Source organism: Bacillus sp. G402 (genome assembly GCF_051172515.1).
Classification (GTDB): domain Bacteria; phylum Bacillota; class Bacilli; order Bacillales; family Bacillaceae; genus Bacillus; species Bacillus altitudinis.
On sequence record NZ_JBPIZC010000002.1, the window covers coordinates 907,060 to 921,631 of the forward strand.

Genomic DNA, 14,572 nt, shown 5'->3' on the forward strand with positions numbered 1-14,572 from the left:
ATTTAAAAAGGCTGTGCTTTTTTCGTTCATTATGCTGAACGGCGTTTCTTTCGTGCATAAATCAAAAATAGAAACCCAAACCATACGGGTGTCAATAACAGGGCTGGACGTGTAGCATCAGCGAAAAGCATGATGACAAGAATGGAAGCAAAGAGCACAAGAACCGCTATATTCACAAAAGGTGTAAATGGCGCTTTAAAGGTAGACGCCTTATGCAGTTCAGGACGTGTCTTCTTATATTTCAGATGGCATATTAAAATAATACTCCATACCCAAATGAAACAAATGGCACTGATCGTTGTCACAATACCAAAGGCTTGTTCAGGAATCAGCTTGCTTAAAAGAGCCCCTACTGACACCACAATCGTCGACACAAACAGGGCATTACTTGGTACAGCGTGTTTATTTAGACGACCAAAGGATGCCGGTCCTTGTTTTTGATGACTGAGATTATACAAAATTCGGCTCGTTGAGAACATACCGCTATTACAAGCAGACGCCGCAGATGTCAGGACGACAAAGTTGATGAGTCCCGCCGCTACTGGTATCCCAATGAGCCCAAAGGTTTTCACAAAAGGACTTTCTGATGCACTGAGTTCTGTCCATGGGTTGATGCATAGTAATACAAAAATCGCACCTACATAGAAAAATAGAATTCTTAATGGAATTTTATTAATCGCAGACGGGATATTTTTTTGCGGATTCGCTGTTTCTGCTGCTGACACACCGACAAGTTCCACGCCCACATACGCAAAAATCACCATCTGGAATGACAATAAGAAGCCTGTCACACCATTTGGAAATAATCCTCCGTGTGACCACAGATTTGTTACCGTCACGGGCCCTGAATCTGTTTGAAAACCAATGATTAACAGGACAATTCCAACGCCAATCAACAGTAATATCGTAATCACTTTAATAAGTGCAAACCAAAATTCCATTTCTCCAAAAAGCTTCACCGTTAATAAATTAAATCCTAGCAAGATCAATAAACAAATAATAGCAGGAATCCACTGCGGAATATCAAACCAGTACTGCACATACACCCCGACCGCAATAACATCCGCCATCGCTGTCATAATCCAGCAAAACCAATACGTCCATCCTGTCACAAAGGAAGCCCATGGTCCAAGATAATCCTCTGCTATATCCGTTAAAGACTGATAGCCCGCCTTAGATAAGAGCAATTCTCCAAGTGCCCTCATGACAAAAAAGATGGCCATTCCGACAATTAAGTACGCAAAAATGATCGATGGTCCTGCCAATTGAATAGCCTTTCCAGACCCTAAAAACAGCCCAGTTCCAATCGTTCCGCCAATGGCAATTAATTGAACATGACGGTTTGATAAATCTCGCTTTAACTCTTGTTGTGCCAATTTCAACACCCTCCTACGACACGATCCTATACTGAAATAATGAACTCGCAAAAAGTCCATAAAAAAAGAGATTGGATGCGCTCCAATCTCACGGTCATAAAAGAATAGCAAAATAGAGAAAAGCAATACACAGTATGATCCATGCATCACAAATACAATATTTCGTACTCTTCTGTCCTTTTGCCTGAGATTGTGAACCCTTCGGCGCCGCACATACATGCGGTCTCTCCAGAAGCTGCTCCTGCCATAGTGTGACCCACAGCAATCATAGCCTTCGATATTTACTTTAAATGTTGCTATTTCTGAATAATTTTATATTTTACGCCTCTAAAAGAAAGCTGTCAATGGTAATCTTTTAAGATGTTGTTTCCTCCATATCTGAAACTGATATGACATCACTTCATCAACACCCCTTGATTAAGGTATAATGAAACAAAGTATGTTCGGCTCGTTTGGTGGAGACATCCATCTTGATGATGAACCATAGTTAGGCAATCCAATGAAGTTGGTGAAGACAAATGAAAAAAATGAACAAACAGCGTGTGACATTACAAGAAGTCGCTCGGCATGCCGGTGTATCGACTTCAACGGCCTCACTCGTTGTTCGCAACAACCCTAGGATCTCTGAAGCCACCCGGAAAAAAGTGCTGCAATCCATGGAGGATTTGGGATACGTGTACGATCGCGTCGCTGCCAACATGCGATCGAAAAGTTCAAATATTGTAGGTGTGATCGTCACGGATATTTCAAACACCTTTATTTCTGAATTTTTAATCGGTGTGCAAACCACCCTTGAGTCACTTGGCTATACCGTTTTACTTGGGACAACCTTTGATAGTGTGGATAAGCAGGAGCGGCTCATCTCCACAATGGTAGAGCACCGAGTGGGTGGAATTATCTTAAATCCAGCATCGAAAAGTTCGACACGAACGGTGAAACAATTAAACAACATTCGCACACCAAAAGTATTGGCAAACCGTGAATTAGCAGATGTCCATTGTGATTATGTCGGCGTTGATTATGAACAAGGCACTTGGATGGCGGTCCGTCATCTTCTTCAAAAAGGGCATCGCCGCATCGCTTTCTTAGGCGGAGTCAAATCCTCCTCAACTTGGATTGAACGGATGAAAGGGTTCAAAAGAGCACATGATGATGAAGACCTAACAATGGATGAATCTCTTATTATCGATATGGTGCCTACCCGTGAAGGCGGGAAAGAAGCCCTTGCCCAAGTGATTGACCTTCTCGAACCACCTACTGCTATTTTTTGCTTCAGTGATTTAGTGGCGTTTGGGGTGATTCAAGAATTGGCAGCGCGTGACATCAAGCCTGGTGAAGACATTGATGTAGTTGGGTTCGATAACATCCCTGAAGCGGAGATGTATCACCCGCCGCTCACCACAGTCTCATCTTTTCCACGATCAATTGGAGTCAAAGCAGCCAACCTTTTGTATCATAAAATGAACGAGCAGGATGAAGAACTGCAGCGATTGATATTAAAGCCTCAACTTCATATTCGAGAAACCTCGACATGATCATGAAAAGGAGAATTGCAAAGCGATTCTCCTTTCAGATTGTTGACAAAGGGCTAAAATGAACTTGATTTTAGCCCTTTGTCTTCTTTTCAGCGTGATAGAAAACCTTTGCAGTCTAGGAAGGACGAGCACCGGAGCAGAGCGAATTTGACATTCGTGAGCACCGTAGCGCAGGACTGACAAAGAATTCGAGGGTTTGTCTACACGCTGAAAGGAGAATTGCATAGCGATTCTCCTTTTTTTATTGAGCAAGTCAACTATTTCTTTATTACATTTTTCTTTTTTTAAATCGCAAAGTCATAAACTTGACACATTTTATACACAGGAGTATATTTATCTCGTTGCTTCTTTTAGTATATCGTTATACCTTTATGAACATGTCGTTATTTATGATATCAACTACAGTTAAAGATGGATCTTTTGATTCTGATCAAATCGAGGAAGTCCATCAACTTATGATAACTGTTATTATTTTTAATTATTTAGTAGAACGATGTACTTATTTGAAGAACAGATGAATATTCATTATTTTTTCATCAATCACACAAGGGGTGTTGTGATGGACTTAATATTATTTACGTTTAAGGAAATAACAAAGGGTAACAAGAATTTGGCCCGAACAGGGTTTCAAATATAGGAGTGGGAACATGAAAAATCCATACATTAAATCATCACTTGGCATGTACTTAAACTATTTCATGCTAGGCATGATCAATATTATTGTGGCATCAAACATGGAAAGCTTATCTGAACGCTACCATGTAGATATTCCAAAAATCAGCTTGCTTGTATCAGCAATCGGGATCGGTAAATTAATTGCTCTCTTTTTCTCTGGCCGGCTTGCAGACAGCTGGGGGCGAAAACCTGTCATTATTACAGGTAACTTTCTTTACTTATTATTCTTAATTGGGATTCCAACAACGACCAATTATACATTGGCTTTCATTTTTGCCATTTCCGCAGGGATTGCAAACTCATTGCTTGATTCAGGAACATATCCTGCTTTGACAGAGTCATTTCCTAAAAAAGCAAGTTCAGCTTCTGTATTAGTGAAGGCGTCTGTATCAATTGGTGCGACTGTTCTTCCATTTATCTTGGCATTCCTTATTGCACATGACATCTTCTGGGGCTGGGCATTCTTTGGTCTAGGACTTCTTTATTTACTTGTAGGCATTTACTTGATCTTTATGCCGTTCCCAGATCATAAACAAACGGCTTCTCAAAACGATCTTCCCGTTCAAGAGCAAATGAAGGAAGAACCGAAAATGTTTGGTGAAGGTCTAGCTGTTGTACTTATGGGATTCACGTCTACTGCATTATTTGTTGTATGGCAAACTTGGCTTCCACAGCTCGGGTTGAAATTGATTGGGCTTGGCTCAGGACAAGCGACACAGCTTCTTTCTTATTTTAGTATTGGTGCACTCGTATCTGTTCTATTGCTTTCAATCGTATTAGATAAATTCATTTCACCAATTATGGTCGCTATTATTTACCCAATCGGGGCATTCCTTGCCATGCTTTCACTATTTCAAATCGAAACATACGGCATTGTCATTGTTAGTACCTTTTTCTTAGGATTATTTACAGCCGGCATTTTCCAGTTGGCGATGAGTATTATGATGAAATTATTCCCTACAAACAAAGCAACAGCTTCATCATATGTCAACATTGCGGCAAGCTCAGCGTTTATCCTTGTTCCGCTGATTACAAGCGGACTCGTTAGCACGTACGATATTAAAATGACTTTATTCTTCGATATGATCATTGCGGTCATCAGCGTATTGTTAGCAGTCTTTGTTTTACGACGCATGAAAAAATTGTTTAGATAATTAAAGGAGATGTCAATCATGACAAACATACATGAACGTAATATTGATGGAAAAACAAAATTAGTCGGTCTTCTTGCAACACCAATCGGGCACAGCCTGTCACCACGGATGCACAACCTTGGCTATACACTAACAGGAATCAACTATGCTTACCTTGCTTTTGAGGTAGGAAATGATGAACTAGAAGCAGCAGTAAACGGGATGAAAGCAATGGGTGCAGCTGGATTTAACGTATCCATGCCGAACAAAATGAAAGTGCTCGATTACTTAGATGAACTAGATGATTCTGCAAAATATACTCGCGCAAGCAACACAGTTGTGAACAAAGATGGCAAGCTGGTTGGCTACAACACAGATGGTCTTGGTTACGTAAGAAACTTAATTGAACATGGCGTTGAATTAGCTGGACAAAAGGTTACACTTGTTGGATCTGGCGGCGCTGCAACTCCGATTGCCATTCAGCTTGCACAATCAGGTATTCGTGAAATTAGTATTTTTGCTCGTAATGACCAATACTTTGTTCAAGCAGAAGAAAATGTAAATTACATCAACAACGAAATGAAATCATTCGGTGTCAAAGCGAATATCTTCCCACTTGAAGACAAAGACGCTTTCCGTCGTGAAGTAGCTGAAAGTGCGATCTTAGCAAACGGGACAAGCCTTGGCATGAAACCATTAGATGAGCTCAGCATTATTGACGATACCCTTGATGTATTACGCAAAGACTTAATCGTGACAGATGTCGTCTACAACCCGCAAAAAACAAAACTTCTTGCTCAAGCACAAGAAGCTGGTGCCAAAACGATTAACGGTCTTGGCATGATGCTATGGCAAGGTGCCCTTGCGTACAAACTGTTTACTGGCGAGGATATGCCAGTTGAACAAGTGAAACAAATTCTATTTGAAAATGACCGTTTCTAAACGAAACACAGAAAAAAGACGACCTCCGCTTTGGAAGTCGTCTTTTTTTATTCGTGTATCATAATCCGGCGATATCGATTGAGGATATACATCGCCCCGATGATCGCAACAACAGCGACACCCGCATCAAATATAAAGATTTGCAAAATCGTAGCGTGGGTTTCGATCAAACCAGTGACAACCGGAATCACAATGGCGGACACTCCGCCTGCAGTTGAGATAATTCCTGTCATCGTCCCTTTGTTTTTCCAGAAGAACTCAGCCATTACGGTTAACGTCAGCTGAAAGACACCAGCTGTTGAAAAGCCCAATACAAATGCATTGACGGTTCCGATGACTGGAGACTTCACGACCAATAGCACACAGATAGAGGCTAATGTAATGATCGGATAGAGTAGCAGCACGGTGACCGGACGAACAATGCGGCGCAAAAGAAATGCGAGCAATAAGACAGACAGCAAACCGCCCATGCTATAGTAACTAAGCAGCTTCACAGCACTGCCAGAAGCCATCCCCAAAATTTCCTCACCGTACGTAGGCAGCCAAATCTGTGGCAAGGCGTACAGACCATTTGATGTAAAACTGATCACAATCAGTGCGACCCCTTCTCTCCATAACGTAGGCTCTGATGAGAAACGTGGAAGTCCATCATGCTCCGTCACCTGAACTTGCTCCACCTTGCGATGATTCGGAAATGGCAATGTCCACAGCATGATCACATTCACTAAATAGATAAAAGCAGGTACAAAAAACGCAAATCCATAAAACAGATCATGCTCTGCTAAAAAGAAAATAGCGAGCGGCAGAATGGTCGCCCCAATCGAAATAAACGCCTTCACCATCACATTTGCAGATCCCGAGTTTTGAGGAAAAGCTTCCATTAAAGCCGGATACGTCCCTGCATCCATCGCCGAATTCGCCACCCCTGCCAAAATCGCAAACGCAAACGCGATTTGATAATTCGGAGACAATGGGATTCCGATGAGGAACACCGCCATCAGCACCCCCGAAACCAAAATGACCGGCTTTCGTCCAAAACGATCTGACAGTACGCCCGATAAACCATACGTGAGCACCCTGCCAATACCGAGTGCAGATATCATATAACTTATCCCCGCACTATTTGTATCTAATTGTTTGATCAAAAATGGCATATTAGAAGCCAAAATAATATTGACCATACCTAATAAAAAATAATTGATATAAAGACTAGAGGCCGTTCTCAAATACGGATTCCTCATGCTGACACACCCCTCAACACATTGCAATGAAGTGACAAATAATGGTTACGCTTACAAGATTCATGCGTGAGGAGAAACAGCTTTGCAACCTTCACGTACTTGAAACATCTCATCATTTCATGCAGCTCACAGCTTACATGCCCTTCATTTATCAAGCATCTCTTCAAATTTTCACTAGCTCTTATTTTATATGAATGTGAAAGGTAATGATAGTGAATTGCTTAAATTTGAGGGAATTGGTGATAGAAAAAAATCCCTCTAAACTCACATTCCCCAAAGATTAAGCTCATAAAAATATTCGGTACGCTCTATGCATTATCCAAAATGAAAATCCTCTGCTATTAATATGAAATCACCGTATCCACTTGGGAATTTGATGTGCTCAAGAAGTCTCGTTAAATGATGAAACACTTCATCTACATTCATCAAGAGCGATTCAATTTCATGATCTCAGAAAAACAGCACTCTCCCTTGTTTAGGAGGCGCTATCACCCTTAAGGCTATTTCGGTTAACGTTGTGTAGGCTTTTCTATATGCTCTAGTTAGTTGTCTCCATGTATTTGACTTTTATGTTCTCTCGATTGAAGGAAAGTAAATCCCTTCTGACAAAACAAATGATTTTCTTTGATCTCTAAAAAAGGGGGAAATGAAACAACCAGTCACCGAAAGAGTTTCGACAACTGGCTGTTTCATACGGTGTTTTGCTCCCAGTCTCACAAAACGGGAGGGCAAGTCCAGGCAAGTCCCAAATGTGGGGATTGTTTAAAATATTACGGATTATTCTCTTTTAGAGATACTATGAATGGCTTTGTATTCGCTCCTGTATTTTCTGGGTATGATCTTGATTTAAAATCATTGCCAATTCGGCCTCATTTAGAACAGATCCCCATCTAAAGATAATTTCACCATTCAAACCATACTTCAAAAAAAGCGCTTGATAATCTACTTCATGACTATTCTGATCCAATCCTGTGTAAAACAAATCTTTTATAGATTCCTCTGAGAGCATAGAATCTCTTCTACTGGCAATCATGAAACTAGATTGATACTGATCCATTATTCGCAATGCCTTATCTAAATCAGATTGAGGTACTTTGGCTATACTGACATAAAATTGATTTTCTTGTTCTTTTAAAAGTAATTCTGGCCCCTTTTCAAAACCTGAAGTATTTATTTTCGAATCAATTGATTTCCATACTTTTCGGAATCTCTCTATTCGCGAATGTACATCATTTACTTTCTTACTTAGAAAGATATAAAAATGGTAATTAGTTAATTGCCCGCTAAAAATTTCGACTAATTCATTTTGACAATAACTTTGAAAAGCCTCTATTCCACCATCATTTAAAAAGTGATATCCGTTTATACTATATACACTTAACTGTTTAAATTCATTTATTTTCTGATCTAACCACTTATAGTAGTTTGTCACACCTTGTTCGAATTCAAGTTTTATTTTCATTAGTCACCTTTTAATCAGTAATTAAAATTGCTCGAATTGGACAACTGCTTTTTCTTTTTGTAAAAACTCATCAAAAAGAGATACTAATCTATTTATATTCTCTTCTTTTGAATACAGTAACGGATTATAACCATCTGAAGGAGGCATATAATGAATAAATGGTTCCATATCCTCAGGGTAACCAAAATCAGCGTATACTTCACACAATTCATCCAATAACTCTTCAGGTGACTTCTTATTTTTTTCTTTTAAGTGAGACGTTATACCATATCTCCATTTCCTTTTTTCAATGTCCCATTGGCTAGATTCTTCTTCTACCAAATCATTGTATAATTCTACTAATATCATTTGGAGTTTTCTATAATCCTCATCTGGATCGCCAGCACCCCAAGCTAATTCTAGGATTAAAGAATTTTCACATTCAGTATGATTAGATAAGTATTCCACTGCATACTTGCTTATTTCTTTGTATGAGATCAAATCTAGCCTAATTCCTACATATATAGTTTTCCAATCAACTTTTATTTTGTGATGTTTTAAATGCTCTAATGAAAAATACATAATTTAATACATTCCTTTTGTGATTAGACAAACTAATAAATTAGATATTTTTAAAGATTTTTATTTCTGCCCTACACTTCGAAATAGTAAACATCAAATACCCTTTCTGCTAGTGAATGTTAAACCCCCTAACTTCCTGTGTTTCTGGTAAATGTCAAAGGTTTCATATACTTTATCTTATATACTGATCTACTTCTTCTACTGTTGAAATATCTTGTATAAAGAATAATTATTTATTCTGGTAGTATTATTGCTCCTTAAATTCATATGAATACCTCATATAAGTTAATCAACCTTCGTATTAAAGGTTTACTCAGCCAGGTTTAATTTTCACAAATTTAAAGTAGTCTTTACCTTGTCCAAAAGTAAATAAACTTGTGCCTTCTGTTCTGGAGTTTCAGCAACATACTCCATACAAATTTCTTCCAAGCAACTATAGAAATCTAGATTATCCATCACAATTTCATGATAAGATGCTGTGTCCATAAATATCATTACTCCATTATTAAATTCAACGTCCTCTGAATGCTCTGGAAGTTCGTATCCCATCATATGATCTTGCCAAGGTTCTCTATGGGACAAACACTCTAACACCTCAAATAAATCATTCTTCAAAAAAGAAAAAAAGTCTTGAACTATTGGCTGCATATTATTTAACATCAAGATCCTCCTAATTACTATATTTTTTCCATTCTAATACTGGATACAAACTTTCAATTTCCCCTGTTTTTGGATTTTTCCATCCTTCAAATTTTAAACCATTTGATGTACCTTGTATTACATGTTGACCGCCTCTAGTTACATACTCAGTACCATTTTCCATTGCCTCTTGTCCAAATTGGTAAATTTGTTCATCAGTAAATACATTATCATCATAAACAGTCTTCTTATGAGTAGAGGCTTTAAATTCTTTTGTATACATACCACGCTCTTGTTTTGCTATTTTATAGTACACATCATTTATTCCATGGACCGAAGGATGGCGTTCCTTTCTCTCCAATTTATAGGGAATTTCCTTTTCATTTAAATAATTGAAAAATTCCTTTTCATTATGACCACCACTTACACCTGTTTTACTAACACCTTCTGGTCGAATTAGATGATTTTTGCTATTGTCAGAATACTTATGTTTAAATCCACCTTTCCCTGAACTATCTTTCACACCCATCTTCCCATGAAACCCTTTCGCCCCAAATGGCAAAAGCATCCCCAAAGCCGCATTCATACTCGCTTCCTGCTGTTCTTTCGAGACTTTATTTCCAAACATATCTCGACCCGTAATCGCTTCGCTGAAGCCGTTTGTTGCGGTGAGGCCATATAAGCCTTTTTGAGACGTTTTCAGGGCGTCAAAAGACTTCTGTGATGTCTTGTAAATGTCGACTGCTCTGACTGCGGCGGACGTGGCTTGAGTCGTTTTATAGACAGCCTTTCCGCCTTTGAAAATACGTCCTGCCCATCCGACGATCGGGATGTAGCCTGCTGCTGCCATGCCGCCTGCTGCGACTCGCTGTCCTGCGGTGAGTTCTTCACCTGTGATCGGATCGACACCTGTTGCGGCACGTTTTGCATCGTTCACGCCTGTCAGTTCATTGACGATATTTCCTCCGTAATCAAGAGCTTTTTCATACCACGGACGGTTGGCTAGTGCTTCTTGTTCCTTTGCAATCTTGCGGGCTTCTACTTGATCTTTTTTGATTTTTAGATATTCAGAAGTTTGCTTCTCAATATCGCTTTTTGCCTTGTAGATTTCGCTATTTTGATACGATTTCTTGTCAAAATTCATAGGCGAAATGGATTTTCCGTCATTTGTCGCATTGATCATTTCTGCGTACAATGCCATTGTAGCCTTCTCCTCAGTCTCTGACAAAGCATATTCATCTTTTAGATTTTGATCAAGTTCTATTAAATCTTTAACCGTTTTCTTGCGTTCATCTTCCGCATCTGCAATCTTTTCGTCAAAGGTTTTACTATCAAATACCTCCAGAGAAATGAGGTCATCAATATCTTGAAAAATCGTTTTGAGTGCCTTTTTTTGATCCTTCACGATGCTTTTGGCATTCTTGATTCCCATATGTACAGCGTTGTCTAAAAAGTGTTCTTCTACAAAGGTGTCGCCGCCAAAGTTTGTATCATCAAGTGTCCCAGAAACACCTTCATGAAAGGCTTTTTGTTTATCAATGAAGCGAATAAACATGTCCACATTTCCGGCGAGTTCTTTGTAGAAGCTTTTAATGTTATCGGCACCTTTTCCAGTGAAGTCGTCACCGAGATTGGCAACACCTTGAAGTGCCTTTTTTAAATCTATCATTTGTTCGCGGAGTTCCTGATAGTGTTTTGCCCTTGTATCCATGGCACTGGTTAGTGCTTTTGCATCAAGTATCTTGCCCAGATTAAGCCACTCCCTCCATTATTGATCATAAAGTCTATTTTACCGTGACCTCCAAAACGGAAAAATAGGCTAAATGACATAAAAAATGGAATGAACTCTCTATTCAATTTACCCTCTCATTTGGATAAACGAGTTTATCAATTGTAGGGATATAGAAAAGGCCAGACAGTTCATTATACTCTGTCTAGCCACATGTTCACGTTACTTATAGTCATTGATTGGTCCTTTATCCATCAAAACATCGATCTCATTTGAATATTTCATTTTTAACTTCGGTCTACGCTCAGAGTTTGGTTTACTGTAAAGCTCTAGTGGACGGATGATCACGCCATCATTTGTGTTTTGAAGAATACCTGGAACACAAGAATAAATTCGATCATTGTCATTTGCATGTTTCGCGTGAATCGTGACAGACGTTCCTTGATGATTATCGATACTCATAGACACTCTATATCTATAGAAAGAACCTGTTCCATTTGATTGAGCAGAGTAAACAACGGGTACCACCGCAAGGATATCATCATTTAACCTTAGTTTAATGACTTCTGTTTTCATTGATTCACGATCTCTACCGACATCTCCCATATGCTCAACAGCCCCGTTACCGTAACTTTTGAGCGCGGGAACACCTTTTGCGCCAAACATGGCCACATCTATTTGTTTTCCTGACTTCGTATAGACCAACGCGTAAATATCATAATCGGTTCCAGACTCCCAAGATACTGTAGCCGTAATCTCTGGTGTTTTTTCAATGATGATCGGTTTATGACCTTTGTCTAAACTAATTTTACCTTGAACTTTCTCTAAGCTAATAGGTGCAGCGACTTTCTGTTTAGCGGCTGTGTTCATTGGAGCAGGCTCATTAATTTGTTTTTCAGAAACCATTTGAGGAGGTGTAGAAACATCCTGTTCATCAGGTTCAACCTCCACCCCATAAAGCTTGCATAGCCCTTCCAATCCAGAATCGAAGCCACGCCAGATGGATCGTGCTTTCGTTTCACTATTTCTTATGTATAGCTCTACTACGACAATACCCTTTTCATTTGAAAAGCTTACTGGTGTTAGGTATAGGACCTCATCACCTGTTCGAATTTCTGCTTGCAGATTCTTCACATGAGAAAAGCCGATTCCTCGATCCTCTGTTAGTGTAATAGCCATCTTTGTGATTCCGACAGGCACTTTGCTCATATCAAAATTCAATTGATGTCTTTTCAACTGATCTGATATCTCTGCTGGTAAAAGTGTCGCGACACCCGTAGCACTCTCCGGCTGATTGTAAAAAATAATGCCATTATCTCCTTGAACTAGATCTGAATCTGTTAAGAGAAACGCCGTTAAAGAAATATCAATTGCAGATGACACTTCATAACTGATGAATAATTGCCCCTTTGGAGAGTTTAATACGGTATTGGCACCCATTTGCAGAGTTTGATTCATTTCAACAACTCCTATTCTTTATCTACCATTTATCGTTTTTATAGACCAATTATACCAAATAGTGCAATAGAACCTATTAATATCTTTCTCTCTTTTCATCTCTGCAATGATATGAGACAATGCCACCTAAAAACAAACTACTCTCGAAAGGAGAATCAATGTGTATAAAAAAATCATCCCAGCTGTTACAGTGATATTCGGTTTTTGGATTCTTCTTCAATTAGCATTTAGTATCAATGTCTTCCACAATCCAATGAATTATTTTATTGTGATCACTCTCTTTTTTCTTTGTATTCAGGCTACATTGAAGCATAGGAAATAAAAAAAACCGAACAAGCGCATCCAACGCTCATCCGGGCCAGTCATTTCTTTATTACACTTCTTCACCATTCGTTGCGATGACGTTTTGATACCAAGTAAACGAATCTTTTTTAAGACGCTTCATTGAACCTTTACCTTCGTTATCACGGTCAACATAAATCATGCCGTAGCGTTTTTTCATTTCACCGGTTGTGAATGACACGATATCAATGATGCCCCAAGGTGTGTAGCCGATGAGGTCCACACCGTCATATTCAACCGCTTTTTTCAGTGCTTGAATATGAGAAGCGAGATATTGAATTCGCTCTGGGTCATGAATAGAACCGTCTTCTTCCACTTGATCAATGGCACCAAAGCCATTTTCCACAATGAATAGCGGGATTTGATAGCGATCGTAAAAACGATTCAATGTATACCTTAAACCTGTCGGATCAATGGACCAGCCCCAGTCACTTGATTTGATATACGGATTTTCTACACCATGTGGCAGTGCTCCATTGACAATGTCTCCTTTGTGATCAGATACTGCATCGCTTTTGACCGTTGTTGACATATAATAGCTAAAGCCAAGATAATCTACTTTTCCTTTTCTTAAACTTTCTTCATCGCCTTCTTCAAATGGAATGTGATAGCCTTCGCGCTCAAATTCTTTTAACGCGTAGCTTGGATAGTAGCCACGCACTTGGACATCTGGGAAGAAATAGCGCTGTCTCATATATTCTTCTGCCAGCATGACATCCTCTGGGTTTGAGGAATATGGATAAATTGGCACGTGGGACACCATCGCTCCAATTTGAAAGGACGGATTGATCTCTTTTCCTTTTGCCACTGCCCATGCACTTGCAAGCAATTCATGGTGGCCCGCTTGATACATGACTTCTTTGGCATTTTCGCCTTCTTTGACAGATACCCCTGAATTTGTCCAAAGGAACAACGGGTTGTTGACGTCCATTTTGTTATTGATTTCATTAAATGTCATCCAGTACGTGACCTTGTTCTTGTAACGATTGAAGCATACTTCCGCGAATTTCGCGAAATATTCAGCGACTTTTCTGCTTCGGAATCCGCCGTATTCTCTTGCCAAATGAAGGGGCATTTCAAAGTGAGACAACGTAATGACAGGCTCGATTCCATGTTTAATCAGTTCATCAAACACATCATCATAAAACTGTAAGCCTGCTTCATTCGGCTCTTGTTCATCCCCTTTAGGGAAAATTCGGCTCCAGCCGATCGATGTTCGCAAGCATTTTAATCCCATTTCAGCAAACATGGCGATATCTTCTTTGTAACGATGGTAGAAATCAATGGCTTCATGGTTTGGATAAAAAGTTCCTTCTTCTATCGTTTCCGTGATCTGTCTTGGAACACCATGAGCACCTGCTGTCATGACATCTACAACACTCGGCCCTTTGCCAGCTGCATTCCATCCACCTTCGAATTGATGAGCGGCTAATGCCCCGCCCCATAAGAAATCTTTTGGTAAAGTCATTATCTATTCCT

General features: G+C 39.5%; 12 protein-coding genes and 1 riboswitch. Of the genes, 3 read left to right on the plus strand and 9 right to left on the minus strand.

The window, feature by feature from the left end:
- Nucleotides 1-29 precede the first annotated feature (29 nt).
- Nucleotides 30-1,376 (minus strand): amino acid permease, encoded by a 1,347-nt coding sequence (locus ACSBQP_RS13205; protein WP_435028481.1) that lies wholly within the window; start codon nucleotides 1,374-1,376, stop codon nucleotides 30-32.
- A 162-nt stretch (nucleotides 1,377-1,538) separates the two neighbouring features.
- A riboswitch (glycine riboswitch) is annotated at nucleotides 1,539-1,618 on the minus strand.
- 276 nt (nucleotides 1,619-1,894) lie between these two features.
- On the opposite strand from ACSBQP_RS13205, the gene ACSBQP_RS13210 reads away from it, so the two are divergent.
- From ACSBQP_RS13210 to ACSBQP_RS13220, 3 genes are all read left to right on the plus strand, one after another.
- Nucleotides 1,895-2,911: a LacI family DNA-binding transcriptional regulator gene (locus tag ACSBQP_RS13210; protein ID WP_435028482.1), complete on the plus strand. Its 1,017-nt coding sequence runs from the start codon at nucleotides 1,895-1,897 to the stop codon at nucleotides 2,909-2,911.
- 647 nt (nucleotides 2,912-3,558) lie between these two features.
- The gene (locus ACSBQP_RS13215; protein WP_017359938.1) at nucleotides 3,559-4,740 is read left to right on the plus strand and encodes an MFS transporter; all 1,182 of its coding nucleotides are present in this window, start codon (nucleotides 3,559-3,561) and stop codon (nucleotides 4,738-4,740) included.
- An 18-nt stretch (nucleotides 4,741-4,758) separates the two neighbouring features.
- Nucleotides 4,759-5,661 (plus strand): shikimate 5-dehydrogenase, encoded by a 903-nt coding sequence (locus ACSBQP_RS13220; protein WP_008344408.1) that lies wholly within the window; start codon nucleotides 4,759-4,761, stop codon nucleotides 5,659-5,661.
- Between the two features lie 47 nt (nucleotides 5,662-5,708).
- On the opposite strand, the gene ACSBQP_RS13225 is transcribed toward ACSBQP_RS13220, so the two are convergent.
- From ACSBQP_RS13225 to bglA, 8 genes are all read right to left on the minus strand, one after another.
- The gene (locus tag ACSBQP_RS13225) at nucleotides 5,709-6,902 is read right to left on the minus strand and encodes an MFS transporter (RefSeq protein WP_249476663.1); all 1,194 of its coding nucleotides are present in this window, start codon (nucleotides 6,900-6,902) and stop codon (nucleotides 5,709-5,711) included.
- A 315-nt stretch (nucleotides 6,903-7,217) separates the two neighbouring features.
- The gene (locus ACSBQP_RS13230) at nucleotides 7,218-7,328 is read right to left on the minus strand and encodes a YxiF family protein (protein ID WP_435028483.1); all 111 of its coding nucleotides are present in this window, start codon (nucleotides 7,326-7,328) and stop codon (nucleotides 7,218-7,220) included.
- 370 nt (nucleotides 7,329-7,698) lie between these two features.
- Complete coding sequence (locus ACSBQP_RS13235) at nucleotides 7,699-8,364, minus strand: hypothetical protein (protein WP_435028484.1); 666 nt, start codon at nucleotides 8,362-8,364, stop codon at nucleotides 7,699-7,701.
- A gap of 21 nt (nucleotides 8,365-8,385) precedes the next feature.
- Nucleotides 8,386-8,925, minus strand: a complete 540-nt coding sequence (locus ACSBQP_RS13240; RefSeq protein WP_045033621.1) for a DUF2247 family protein — start codon at nucleotides 8,923-8,925, stop codon at nucleotides 8,386-8,388.
- A 330-nt stretch (nucleotides 8,926-9,255) separates the two neighbouring features.
- Nucleotides 9,256-9,585 carry a hypothetical protein gene (locus ACSBQP_RS13245; protein WP_072368311.1) on the minus strand — a complete coding sequence of 110 codons (330 nt, stop codon included), beginning with the start codon at nucleotides 9,583-9,585 and terminating at the stop codon, nucleotides 9,256-9,258.
- 10 nt (nucleotides 9,586-9,595) lie between these two features.
- Nucleotides 9,596-11,275 (minus strand): T7SS effector LXG polymorphic toxin, encoded by a 1,680-nt coding sequence (locus ACSBQP_RS13250; protein WP_435028485.1) that lies wholly within the window; start codon nucleotides 11,273-11,275, stop codon nucleotides 9,596-9,598.
- Nucleotides 11,276-11,515: 240 nt separating this feature from the next.
- Nucleotides 11,516-12,751, minus strand: coding sequence for a TerD family protein (locus ACSBQP_RS13255; protein WP_081114786.1), 1,236 nt, complete (start codon nucleotides 12,749-12,751; stop codon nucleotides 11,516-11,518).
- A 373-nt stretch (nucleotides 12,752-13,124) separates the two neighbouring features.
- On the minus strand, nucleotides 13,125-14,564 hold the full coding sequence (bglA, locus tag ACSBQP_RS13260; RefSeq protein WP_236810509.1) for a 6-phospho-beta-glucosidase BglA: 1,440 nt from the start codon (nucleotides 14,562-14,564) through the stop codon (nucleotides 13,125-13,127).
- Nucleotides 14,565-14,572: the final 8 nt, after the last annotated feature.

Excerpts from the sequence above, each read along its gene's own strand:
- ACSBQP_RS13220 (WP_008344408.1), top strand. The coding sequence starts at position 4,759 with ATGACAAACATACATGAACGTAATATTGATGGAAAAACAAAATTAGTC.
- ACSBQP_RS13255 (WP_081114786.1), bottom strand. The coding sequence starts at position 12,751 with ATGAATCAAACTCTGCAAATGGGTGCCAATACCGTATTAAACTCTCCA.
- ACSBQP_RS13235 (WP_435028484.1), bottom strand. The coding sequence starts at position 8,364 with ATGAAAATAAAACTTGAATTCGAACAAGGTGTGACAAACTACTATAAG.
- ACSBQP_RS13210 (WP_435028482.1), top strand. The coding sequence starts at position 1,895 with ATGAAAAAAATGAACAAACAGCGTGTGACATTACAAGAAGTCGCTCGG.
- ACSBQP_RS13245 (WP_072368311.1), bottom strand. The coding sequence starts at position 9,585 with ATGTTAAATAATATGCAGCCAATAGTTCAAGACTTTTTTTCTTTTTTG.
- ACSBQP_RS13215 (WP_017359938.1), top strand. The coding sequence starts at position 3,559 with ATGAAAAATCCATACATTAAATCATCACTTGGCATGTACTTAAACTAT.
- ACSBQP_RS13225 (WP_249476663.1), bottom strand. The coding sequence starts at position 6,902 with ATGAGGAATCCGTATTTGAGAACGGCCTCTAGTCTTTATATCAATTAT.
- ACSBQP_RS13250 (WP_435028485.1), bottom strand. The coding sequence starts at position 11,275 with ATGGATACAAGGGCAAAACACTATCAGGAACTCCGCGAACAAATGATA.
- ACSBQP_RS13230 (WP_435028483.1), bottom strand. The coding sequence starts at position 7,328 with ATGAATGTAGATGAAGTGTTTCATCATTTAACGAGACTTCTTGAGCAC.
- ACSBQP_RS13240 (WP_045033621.1), bottom strand. The coding sequence starts at position 8,925 with ATGTATTTTTCATTAGAGCATTTAAAACATCACAAAATAAAAGTTGAT.